Below are 11272 nucleotides of genomic sequence, written 5' to 3'. Positions count from 1 at the left end.
CTCAAAGCACTGCTTTGAGGTTGTAGATGAAACTGACGAAGTCAGTAACCATATCTACGGCAAGGCGACGTTGACGTGGTTTGAAGAGATTTTCGAAGAGTATTAAAAGAAAAAGGACTAGATTTCTCCAGCCTTTCATTTCTAATTAGAATTTTTTACGTTTACGAGCTGCTTCTGATTTACGTTTACGTTTTACAGAAGGTTTTTCATAGAATTCACGTTTGCGTGTTTCTTGAAGAGTACCAGCTTTAGTAACCGCACGTTTGAAACGACGAAGTGCGTCGTCAAGAGATTCATTCTTACGTACTACTGTTTTAGACATTTTTTTCACTCCCTTCAAGTTCAAGATCTATTCTATTTTACACGTAAAAGGAATAATTGTCAAGAAAAAATCCGGTTTAATTTTGATTTTTTCTTCCATTTATACAAGTCTTGAAAGCATTCAATAGAAGAACTGAAGGGTGCTGCTTTTTTATTTTTCTAACAAGCTGAGCGCTTCAGCATCTGCAATGATGGTCACATCAGGGTGATTTTGGAGGCTACTTGCTGGGAGATTCTCAGTCACTGGGCCAGACACTGTTCCAGCAATGGCTTCTGCTTTCGACTCACCATAAGCAAAGAGAAGGATTGACTTGGCATCCAAAATGTTTTTAATCCCCATTGAAATGGCTTGGGTTGGGACGTCTTCAATCTTGTCAAAAAAGCGCGCATTGGCTTCAATAGTAGACTGGTCAAGCTCTACCAGATGCGTTTGACTGTCAAATGGAGTACCAGGTTCATTAAATCCGATATGTCCATTGCGACCGATTCCCAAGATTTGGAGGTCAACTGGATGGTCAGCCAAAATTTGGTTGTAGCGTTCAACTTCAGCTTCAGCATTGTCCTTAACCCCACGAGGCAAGAAACTTTCTTTAAATGGTTTTTGGTTGAACAAGTTTTCTTGCATGAAGTGACGATAAGACTGAGGATTGTCGCCATCAAGGCCTACATACTCATCAAGGTTGACACTTGTTAGATTTGAAAAATCGAGGTCACTCTCAACAATTTCCTTGTAAAATTCAAGTGGGCTACTTCCTGTCGCAAGTCCTAGGGTTTGAGCTCCATTGGCCAATTTTTCCTTCAAAATCTCAAAAGCAACTTTTCCACCTTCAACTTGGTTTTCAACTTTAATGACTTTCATCTTTTCATCCTCCATTTCTGTCTATATTTATTATATGGTATAGACCAATTTTTGTCAAGTGAAAACGATTTAATTTCTAAAAAAAGAGCGTCCAAACTTGAAACATGTTATAATGGATAGGATTAGAACTTAGAAAGAATGAACAAATATATGAATACAGCTGATTTTGATTTCCACTTACCCGAGGAATTGATTGCCCAAACGCCCCTTGAAAAACGAGATGCCTCTAAACTCCTCATTGTCAACCGTGAGACGGGAGAAATGCAGGATAAACACTTCCACTCCATTATTGATATGCTGGAACCTGGTGATGCCCTCGTTATGAACGACACCCGCGTTCTCCCTGCCCGCCTCTATGGTCAAAAGGAAGAAACAGGAGGCCATGTGGAACTTCTCCTGCTCAAAAATACTGCTGGAGATGAGTGGGAGGTTCTGGCTAAACCTGCCAAACGCCTCAAGGTTGGCACTCGTGTCAGCTTTGGTGATGGTCGCCTCAGCGCTGTCGTTACGGAAGAATTGACCCACGGTGGTCGTATTGTCCGCTTTGAGTACCAAGGAATTTTCCTAGAAGTTTTGGAAAGTCTAGGAGAAATGCCTCTGCCACCTTATATCCACGAAAAACTGGATGATCGTGAACGCTATCAAACTGTTTACGCCAAGGAAAGTGGCTCTGCTGCAGCACCTACTGCTGGTCTCCACTTCACCAAAGAACTGCTGGCAGAAATCCAAGCTAAAGGAGTTCATCTAGTCTATCTGACTCTTCATGTCGGACTTGGAACCTTTAGACCCGTTTCTGTTGACAATCTGGACGAACACGAAATGCACTCAGAATTCTATCAACTTTCTGAGGAAGCTGCTACCACCCTTCGCTCTGTTAAGGAAAATGGTGGTCGCGTCATCGCTGTAGGAACCACTTCTATCCGCACCTTGGAAACTATTGGTTCCAAGTTTGATGGGCAAATCCAAGCAGATTCTGGCTGGACCAATATCTTTATCAAACCTGGCTATGAATGGAAGGTCGTAGATGCCTTCTCGACCAACTTCCACCTGCCAAAATCAACTCTGGTCATGTTGGTTTCTGCCTTTGCAGGCCGTGAATTAGTCTTAGACGCTTATCACCATGCCATTCAAGAACACTACCGCTTCTTTAGTTTTGGCGATGCCATGTTTATCTACTAATTTTCACAATCAAAAAGCGCATATTATCAGGCATTATAAAACCTTGATAGTATGCGTTTTGTAATGGATAAAAAACGAGTTAATTTATTCTAAAGCTCGGATCTTTCAAGCTCTGAACACTGGCATTGATCACCGCACCGACAATTAAAATCTTAGCTATGAGAATAAACCAAAACATCATGACCACCACGACGACGGAACTGAAAAAACGCACATCAACTAGGTGATTGACATAATTGTTTACATAGACTGAAAAGATATTGAGCAGTAAGGCCAGAGTCAATAAGACAAAGGCACTACCTGGCAATACAGAGCGAATTCGTCGGACCTTAACATTAGGCAGGAAATAATAAAGCATAACCAAGATTGCAAAAATCAAGGCATAGACCAAGGGGCCTGTCAGGTCTTGCAGATAATCAAAGAGAGGACTATCCGATTTCCAGTAGCTCTTGATAAGGTTGAGAAGCATGCGGCCAAAGACACTCAAAAACAGAGCTAAAGCAAAGAGAATCTGCAGACCAAAACTGACAAACAAACTCATGAGTTGATGAGAAATCATCCCACGATTTTTTGCTACTCCGTAAGCTTTATTAAAGGCTTTCTGTAGGAAATTCATGGATTTTGAAAAGGTCCAGAGAGCTGACAAAACCGCAAAACTCAATAAGCCCGTTGAAGGTTGGGTCAGCACTTCTGTAATAATCTTTGTGACCACATCATACATGGTATCGGGCAAAAATTCATTGACAACCTTCAAAAAATTAGAAACTGGAATCTGAAAATAAGGGAGGATATTAACCACCACCAAAAGCAGAGGAAAAATCGAAATCAACCAATAGTAGGCTACTGCGACACTGGTTAACTCACTATCTGATGCTTGATAATAATGCAAAAAAGCTTTTACTAAAGGCTTGTCTGTCAGCTCTTTCCACCACTTCTTCATATCACACTCCTTCACTTACACTCTTGATTAATTTCTTCTTACCAATTCCATCATATCATAAGGCAGGGTATTGGCAGCTTCCTTCAGAGAATAGTTCTCTAAGTTATTGACATTTTGTCGTAACTTCTTGGCATACTTGGTCGTAATCAATCGTTTTTCTTCGTATTCGAAAATCAACTTGCGCTCCAGATAATAGCCTCTCAGCATTTCATCGATATTGTTGGGTTTGACGCGATTGATAACCCGTTCGACAAAGGCACCACTGGTGATGATAGCTGTTTCTCGGAGACGAGAATCCTGCATGAAGCTGATTAAAGAACTCTTATAAACCCCTTTAAGGTTCTCCAGACTTTCGATAATCATCTCTGTATTTTCCAGATAGAGCTCTGCAATTTGATCATAGTCAAGAGCTCTGAGTTTCTGCGATTCTTCATTTTTCCAACTGCGGAAGGTCTTACCTAAGGTAAAGACTTCATGAAGGAGAAAACGTAAAATCCGCAAGGAAACAAGGAAATAATAGGTCAATCGTGACGCAAACTTACGATTGATACTTTGTTCCATGTTTTTCAAATAACGTTGGTAAACTCGATAGGCACGCTCACTCATCTTTTCCTCTTCGTAAGCCTGTTCCAGACCATCACTCTCAATACTGAGGATAAGAAGTTTCAAGGCCTCCCAGTCTTCTTGAGCCCCCTTGTTTTCTTGATTCAGGATAAGGTTCTCTATTCGTCCATGATAATTATCAATAGCCGCATAGAGGGGAAGTTTATTTTTGGTGTCTTCCAACTCTTTTTCCAACTCAATCGTCACTTCATTCAAAATGGCGATATGCATGAGATAGTCCTTGCTTTCTTCCTGTTCATCCGAAAGATGAGGCAAGACCACGAGGCCTGTTAAAAAGCTTACAAGCGTCACACCTGCGACAAGGAAAAGCAAGAGAGGATACTCTTGTTCTAGATTACTTGGTATCAGAAGGATCGTAGCAATCGACACTGTTCCCTTGACACCTGAGAAGGTCAAAAGAAGCATGTCTTTCATATACTTATTTAGCTTTTTCTTGAGACGTCTAGTCCTATAGGCATAATAGCCATAAATCATGACAAAACGAATAGCAAAGAGGACAAAGGTAAGGGCTATAAGAGATACCAATAACAGTAAGGGATTATAGATTGAGTTGGTCAAGATAGGCTCTGCTATCATTTCCAACTCCATCCCTAAAATCACAAAGACAGAACCGTTCAGCATAAAGTTCACTGTATGCCAGACCGTCTCGGTCACCGTATCCACTTGGGCTTCGAGGAGCGTGATTTTCTTAAAACGGCTTGCCTTTAAAATCCCAGCAACTACGACGGCAATTATCCCTGAAACGTGGACTTCTTCTGCCAGGAAGAAGGTCACCAGAGGCAAACTCAATTCTAATAAAAGTTCGCTGGCAATATCCGTTGCTCGCACACTTAATAAGAAGCTATGGAGGAAACGATTGGTCATGGCTGTTAAAAAGCCAATCAAAAAACCGCCTAGGATTGAAAAGATGAGCGAACTACTAGCTTGCCCAAGGGAAAAGGCTCCAGTTGTCCAAGCTGTCAAAGCTACCTGAAAGGCCACCAAGCCAGATGCGTCATTCAAGAGTCCTTCACCCTTAAGGATATTGGACACACGCTTTGGAAAACTAAAGCGCTCCGAAAGAGAGGCAAAGGCCACCAAATCCGTAGGGCCAAGTGCCGCCCCAACAGCCAAGCAAGCCGCCAAGGGAAGACTGAGCCAAAGAAGATGGGCCAAGCCACCCAAACTCAAGGTAGAGATAAAAATCACTGGAAATATGAGATAAACAATGATTCGCCAGTGTTTTAAAATAGCTGTAATGTCCGCTTCTTCCGACTCTCGAAAAAGCAAGGGCCCGATAACCAGGGCCAAAAACAACTCGGTATTGAGGTGAAAGTCAGTATTGGGTAAAAAGAGACCAATCACAATTCCCAAAAGAATCTGTACCAAGGGAAGAGGCAAAAAGGGCAGGAGCTTATTGGTTGTACTTGAGACAATCAAGACCAGTAAAAATAGGATGAGGTAAATCAGTAATTCCACGCACGTCCTCCTTACTCTTTTTTACAACAGGATTCAAAAATCTCCTTCTGCTCTTTGATTTTTTGGTCAATTTTGGAACAGTCTTTGTGCTCAATTTTTCTCTGGCACCGTTCCATCTCAAGAGCAACTAATTTTTTCTTGATTTTAAGCATTTTTTTGCTCATATGCGCTTGGTCTAACACACCCACTGCTCGTTCGTGGTGGGTTGATTCGACAAAATTCTGGCGCATGGCATCCAGCTTTTCACGTAGGTATTGTTTATCCATGTCTATATCTCTCTAATTTTTCAATCATCACTAAAAATGGCGGGTTGTTGACTTGGTTTAAAGTTCTGTAAATGGCAGCTGTGTACTCTTGTTGGTTCAACTGACTAACAAAATCCAAGACAGCATCCCTCTCGAGGTCGCCTCCTTCATGACCATAATAGATCATAATGGCAATCCGCCCACCTTTGACAAGTATATGACACAGCTTTTCTAATGCTTCAATCGTTGTCTGAGGCCTGGTGATGACAGACTTATCAGCTGACGGCAGATAGCCAAGATTAAAAATCCCTGCCTTGGCTTCTGTTACAAACTGGTCCAGTGTCTCATGACCTTGCAAGGTTAACTGGGCATTTGTCAGGCCAGCCTGGTCCAAACGCTCCTTGGTCTTTTCCAAGGCTTGTTCCTGAATATCAAAGGCATAGACTTGCTTGGCTAATTTGGCTAGAAAAAGGGTGTCGTGACCATTTCCCATAGTCGCATCCACTACGATATCGTCCTGAGTTACAACCTCAGCCAAAAAATCATGTGCCATTTCAAGTGGTCTTTTCATTTTCAAACTCCTGTTTTACAGCCTTGCATCCTTGAACACTTCCACGACGTCGCATCTCCGTCTCAATACTATTAAGGACTTCCCATTTATTGAGGCTCCACATAGGACCAATCAGCATATCCCTAGGTGCATCTCCTGTGATTCGATGGATGACGATATGCTTGGGAATGATTTCCAGTTGATCACAGATGACCTTGACATACTCGTCCTGACTCATCAACTGCAAACGTCCTTCGTGGTAATCTCGTTGCATACGCGTATTAGTCATCAGGTGAAGCAAGTGCAGTTTAATTCCTTGAATATCGTTATCAGTGACACAGCGGCGGACATTTTCAATCATCATCTCATGGGTTTCACCAGGAAGTCCATTGATCAGATGGGAAACAATCTCAATCTTTGGATACTTTCTCAAACGCTTGACCGTTTCCACGTACAACTCATAGGAATGGGCACGGTTAATCAGGTCAGAAGTTGTTTCATAAGTGGTCTGCAAGCCCAATTCAACCGTCACATGCATGCGCTCCGATAACTCAGCCAAATATTCAATGGTTTCGTCTGGTAAACAGTCTGGGCGCGTTCCGATATTGATTCCTACCACACCTGGCTCGTTGATAGCCTGTTCATAGCGCTCTCGGATGACTTCCACCTTTTCATGGGTATTGGTAAAATTTTGAAAATAAACCAGATACTTCTGCACATCCGGCCACTTACGGTGCATAAAGTCAATTTCCTTATAAAATTGCTCACGGATAGGCGCATCTGGTGCTACGATAGCATCTCCAGAACCTGAAACTGTACAAAAAGTACAGCCTCCATGAGCCACAGTTCCATCACGATTGGGACAGTCAAACCCCGCATCAATAGGGACTTTAAAGGTCTTTTCTCCAAAGAGTTTTCGATAATAATCATTCAAGGTGTTATAAGATTTCATAACCTTCATTATAACAAAAAACATCCACAATCTCAAAAGCCTGACTTTCCTATAAATTCCTCTGTTTCTCGTTTCCATTAGCCATTTTTTATGATACAATATGGATATGATTTTAATGAAATTAGCCTCTATTTTATTGTTGATACTGACCTTAGTCGTCTGCATTATCATAACCAAACTTTTTAGATTAAAAAAACTAGGACGAAACTTTGCGGATTTGGCTTTTCCAGTCTTGGTATTTGAGTATTACCTTATTACGGCTAAAACCTTTACCCATAATTTCCTCCCTAGACTGGGCCTAGCCCTCTCAGTCCTAGCCATTATTCTCGTTTTTTTCTTCCTTTTGAAAAAACGTAGCTTTTACTATCCTAAATTCATCAAATTCTTCTGGCGTGCAGGATTCTTATTAACCCTTGTCATGTATATCGAGATGATTGTTGAATTGATGGCCCAGAAATAAAAAACTAAATCGAAAACACCTCAATCAAACTAAAATACAATGATTGAAGTGTTTTTCTTTATATCTTTTTTAATAATTCTTATTTTCCTTCCTTATCAGGAAAGAGATAACCAATCCCTACACAAGCTAGCACACCTGCTCCAATCACCAAGCCACTTGAAATTGGCAACAGGTCCAAAATTGCATTTGCGATGATAAAGGCAATAATTAAACACATCAGACTAGCCTTGTAATCCTTTTTCAAAAGATTCTCTAGAGTGAAATAGAGGAACAAGCCTACCGGAATCAATGACCAGAGGTTAATGTCCAAAGTTGGCCAGCCAACAGAACCAAAATACAATACTGTCGCTGCTGCTACTAAAAAGACAATCCCCAATAATTTTTTCATTTCTTTATCTCCAATTTCTTTTTAGAAACTTGAACCATCTGGTATCGACGCCTCACGTCCCTTACAACAATCATTATAGCAGAGGGCAGTTCCAAGAACAAGGTCTTTTGCCTATCTGGTCTCAATCTCGGTCTAAGTGGTTCAATAATAGCGATAAAATAAAAAGAAACCCAGTAGAATGAGTTTCTTCATTTTGCCGATTGCAGGGATTGAACCTGTGACCTAGGCTTTACGAGTGCCTTGCTCTACCAACTGAGCTAAATCGGCTATTACACTTACAGTATAGCACTCTGAGAATAGATGTCAAGGAATTTTCATCACTATTAGAAAAAGCCTGTCCTGAGACAAGGCTTTGAGTTTCTTCGTCTTAGGACCCAGCGCTTTCATAAGAATCCAAGCCCCTGTCCCAGAGTTTAAGGGAAATACCAAAAAAGACAAGGGAAATCAAAATCAAACCTCCGATGTTAAAGAACACATCCTTGTCCTGCAAGAAATAGCTAGCAGGATAGTAGGCCGTAAAGGCAAATGGCACGATAAAGCTAATCAACCAACGAAGAAATGAATTATAAATTGAAATGGGATACTTGGCAAAATCATTAAACATATAGAAAATGTAAATCATAGCGCCTGACTGCTTGGTCCAAAAAGCGATACTAGCTGTCGCAATTTTTAAAGAAGTATAAATCAAGGTCGCAAAAGGAATACAAACTAGGAAAAGCAGGAATTTTGGAAGAGTCCAATCAATGCTAGTCACTGTTGTTCCCAATAAAATACCACCGACTAAGAGTTCACCCAAGGCATCAATCTGAAAGGTCTCAACCAAGATGTGAAAGAGAGGATTGATAGGACGAGTCAGATACTTGTCAAACTCCCCTTTTCGGACTAGGCGTTGCCCTAGTGCCCAGAGATTGTCAAAAAAGAGATGGTCCAGTCCCTTGGGAATCAAGGAAAATCCATAGATAAAAGCAATTTCTTGAAAAGTCCAACCTTCTAGGGATGGGATGTGTTGAAAGATGACATTAAGAAACAAGAGGTTCAAGCCTTGAGTTAAAAAAACTCCCAGCACACCAACCACAAAATCCACCTTGTATTCCATAATTTGTTTGATGTATTGTCTAATAAAAATCAGATGCATACGCTGATATTTTTTCATACTAACCTCCTTGAATGGTAATAAAGGACTGGACTCGTTTCCAAATCAACTGAGACAAGCCCACCATCACTAAGAGCCAGAAAAACTGCAAAGCGAGCGCCTGAATCATCTGACTGGCATCGTATTTCCCAACGATAATCATGACCGGAGTGTAAATCAAGGATGAAAAAGGCAAGAAGGAGAGAATATCTGAAACCACCTTTGGAAAGAAAGCCAAGGGAATCAAACTGCCAGACATAAAGGCCACTATGGAAGTCTTGAGTAGATTGGAACCCCAAAGATTTTTAAACACAAAAGCTGAAAATCCAAAGCAAATATTAAAGAAAAAGTTAATCAGATAAGCTAGCGTTAGGCTAAAGAGATAAAGAACAGTTAATCCCAGCACTTCTACAATGCCTTGTCCAGATATGATTTTCATCAAGACAATGACACTTAAAAATGGAAGGCCAACGCTAATAAAAATCAACCACTTGGAACCAAGCTCAGTAAAGAGATAAGAGGCTGCAAAATGCACTGGTCTCAACAAGCGCATGATAATGGAACCATCCTTGACCTCCTCCCCAATCATAAAGGACGAATCGGACCTAGTCAGAAGATTTGTCACAAAACTCATGATGATGTAGAGGGTGATATCTGCCATACTAAAACCCTGAATCAAAGACTCCTGGGAGGAATCAAAGACAGCCTTCCAGAGATAAAAGGCTACAAAAGCACCCATGACATCCCCAATTCGATAGAGAATAAAGTTGACTCGATAGGTAATCAACTCCTGAACGCCTGCATTGATAAAGGGTTTATAACGTCTCCATAATTTGACCATCTTAGAGCTCCTTTCGGTAGAAGCGACGGATAATATCCTCAATATCCGTATCCATCATCTTCAAATCGCGGATCTCAAAATCAGACAGAGTTTGCTTGATAATGTCAGCTGACTGGTAGCGTGAACTATCGAATTCAATGTTGAGGCTATTTCCTTGTCTATCAATTGTCATATCCGAAAAGCCTTCATAGTGAGAGACGAGATGACTTTGACCTGACACCAGTTCAAAGGAGAGCGTCTTCATCTTACCAAAGGTCTCCTTGAGTTGGCTCACCGTTCCATCAAAAATCTCTTGCCCCTTGTCAATCATAAAAATCCGATCACAAAGTTGCTCAATGTCGCTCAGGTCGTGAGTGGTCAAGAGAATGGTGGTTTCTTCCTCCTGATTGATTTGGGTAATGGCTCGACGAATGTTATCCTTGACCGAAACGTCCAAACCAATGGTCGGTTCATCTAAAAAGAGAACCTTGGGATTGTGGAGCAAGGAAGCCGCAATATCCGCCCGCATGCGCTGTCCCAGTGAAAGAGTCCGCACAGGATCCTTGATAAAGTCCTTCAAATCCAAGACTTCATTCAAAAAATCCATGCGCTTATGAAAGAGCGAGTCTGGCACATCGTAAATCTCTTTTAAGACCGTGTAGGTCTCTTGCAGGGCCAAATCCCACCACAGCTGGGTACGTTGTCCAAAAACAACCCCAATATCCTTGACATAATCTTGGCGATTGTCCTGCGGAATCTTGCCGTTAATCCGACAAAAACCAGATGTCGGTTTTAAAATCCCTGTGAGCATTTTAATGGTTGTCGACTTCCCAGCACCATTTGCCCCAATAAAACCTAAAATCTGCCCCTTTGGGACCTCAAAGGTCAAATCCTTGACCGCTTCAAAGGTCTGCTTTTCAGGATGAATAAAGGAACGCAAAGCCCCCTTCAAGCCCGGTTCCTTAACAGTCTTCACAAAATTTTTCTGAAGATGTTCCACTTCTATCATTGCCATATCTATCCCCCTATCGCAAGGAATAGCAACATTGTATTTTTGACTACAAATATTCTAAATCCTTACTTTCTACACCTTCTACATTTTATTATTACAAAAGGCTCTATACCAACCTATTATAGTCCAATAAAAACTAGAATGCAAGCGTTTGCTTAAAATTTGTGAAATTGAAAATTTTTCTCTTAAAGTGGTATTTTTATACTCAATGAAAATCAAAGAGCAAACTAAGAAGCTAGATGCAGGTAGCTCAAAGCACAGCTTTGAGGTTGCAGATGGAACTGACGAAGTCAGTAACCATACCTACGGCAAGGCGAAGCTGACGTGGTTTG

General features: G+C 41.2%; 13 protein-coding genes and 1 tRNA gene. 2 read left to right on the top strand and 12 right to left on the bottom strand.

From position 1 onward, the window contains the following. Positions 1-145: 145 nt before the first annotated feature. Both rpsU and ADI58_RS02300 read right to left on the bottom strand, forming a co-directional pair. Positions 146-322, bottom strand: a complete 177-nt coding sequence (rpsU, locus tag ADI58_RS02305; RefSeq protein ID WP_000048054.1) for a 30S ribosomal protein S21 — start codon at positions 320-322, stop codon at positions 146-148. A 150-nt stretch (positions 323-472) separates the two neighbouring features. After that, positions 473-1180 carry a glucosamine-6-phosphate deaminase gene (locus ADI58_RS02300; protein ID WP_049521304.1) on the bottom strand — a complete coding sequence of 236 codons (708 nt, stop codon included), beginning with the start codon at positions 1178-1180 and terminating at the stop codon, positions 473-475. A 150-nt stretch (positions 1181-1330) separates the two neighbouring features. On the opposite strand from ADI58_RS02300, the gene queA reads away from it, so the two are divergent. Continuing rightward, the gene (gene queA / locus ADI58_RS02295; protein ID WP_049521307.1) at positions 1331-2359 is read left to right on the top strand and encodes a tRNA preQ1(34) S-adenosylmethionine ribosyltransferase-isomerase QueA; all 1029 of its coding nucleotides are present in this window, start codon (positions 1331-1333) and stop codon (positions 2357-2359) included. 79 nt (positions 2360-2438) lie between these two features. Here the strand turns inward: queA and ADI58_RS02290 are convergent, their stop codons facing one another. From ADI58_RS02290 to mnmL, 5 genes are read right to left on the bottom strand one after another with little or no spacing between them, the layout of a single operon-like run. Next, positions 2439-3299 (bottom strand): YihY/virulence factor BrkB family protein, encoded by an 861-nt coding sequence (locus ADI58_RS02290; protein ID WP_049521303.1) that lies wholly within the window; start codon positions 3297-3299, stop codon positions 2439-2441. Positions 3300-3326: 27 nt separating this feature from the next. Further along, positions 3327-5381 (bottom strand): cation:proton antiporter, encoded by a 2055-nt coding sequence (locus tag ADI58_RS02285; RefSeq protein ID WP_049521302.1) that lies wholly within the window; start codon positions 5379-5381, stop codon positions 3327-3329. Positions 5382-5392: 11 nt separating this feature from the next. Continuing rightward, on the bottom strand, positions 5393-5647 hold the full coding sequence (locus ADI58_RS02280) for a hypothetical protein (protein WP_049521301.1): 255 nt from the start codon (positions 5645-5647) through the stop codon (positions 5393-5395). After that, entirely contained in the window at positions 5640-6197 is a 558-nt protein-coding gene (gene mnmM / locus ADI58_RS02275) for a tRNA 5-(aminomethyl)-2-thiouridylate-methyltransferase MnmM (RefSeq protein ID WP_049521300.1), read from the bottom strand. The genes ADI58_RS02280 and mnmM overlap by 8 nt, the downstream gene beginning before the upstream one ends. Next, complete coding sequence (gene mnmL, locus ADI58_RS02270) at positions 6181-7137, bottom strand: tRNA modification radical SAM protein MnmL/YtqA (protein WP_049521306.1); 957 nt, start codon at positions 7135-7137, stop codon at positions 6181-6183. Before mnmL ends, mnmM begins: the two co-directional genes overlap by 17 nt. Positions 7138-7228: 91 nt before the next feature. Here mnmL and ADI58_RS02265 point away from each other — a divergent pair, with 91 nt between their 5' ends. Next, entirely contained in the window at positions 7229-7588 is a 360-nt protein-coding gene (locus ADI58_RS02265; protein WP_004236494.1) for a DUF3397 domain-containing protein, read from the top strand. A gap of 79 nt (positions 7589-7667) precedes the next feature. Here ADI58_RS02265 and ADI58_RS02260 read toward each other — a convergent pair whose 3' ends face one another. The 5 genes from ADI58_RS02260 to ADI58_RS02240 all read right to left on the bottom strand — a co-directional run bounded on the left by ADI58_RS02260 (position 7668) and on the right by ADI58_RS02240 (position 10943). Beyond that, a complete protein-coding gene (locus tag ADI58_RS02260; RefSeq protein WP_049521299.1) occupies positions 7668-7976 on the bottom strand; it encodes a hypothetical protein in 309 nt (102 codons plus the stop codon). A 194-nt stretch (positions 7977-8170) separates the two neighbouring features. After that, positions 8171-8243: transfer RNA gene (locus ADI58_RS02255), tRNA-Thr, on the bottom strand. Between the two features lie 100 nt (positions 8244-8343). After that, positions 8344-9129, bottom strand: coding sequence for an ABC transporter permease (locus ADI58_RS02250; RefSeq protein WP_049521298.1), 786 nt, complete (start codon positions 9127-9129; stop codon positions 8344-8346). Between the two features lies 1 nt (position 9130). Continuing rightward, entirely contained in the window at positions 9131-9949 is an 819-nt protein-coding gene (locus ADI58_RS02245; RefSeq protein WP_049521297.1) for an ABC transporter permease, read from the bottom strand. 1 nt (position 9950) lies between these two features. After that, positions 9951-10943 (bottom strand): ABC transporter ATP-binding protein, encoded by a 993-nt coding sequence (locus tag ADI58_RS02240; RefSeq protein ID WP_049521296.1) that lies wholly within the window; start codon positions 10941-10943, stop codon positions 9951-9953. Positions 10944-11272 lie beyond the last annotated feature (329 nt).

This window comes from Streptococcus mitis (assembly GCF_001074635.1).
In the GTDB taxonomy this organism is placed as follows: domain Bacteria; phylum Bacillota; class Bacilli; order Lactobacillales; family Streptococcaceae; genus Streptococcus; species Streptococcus mitis_E.
The sequence above is the reverse complement of the archived record's forward strand: the minus strand, read 5'-3'. Positions and strand labels throughout refer to the sequence as shown.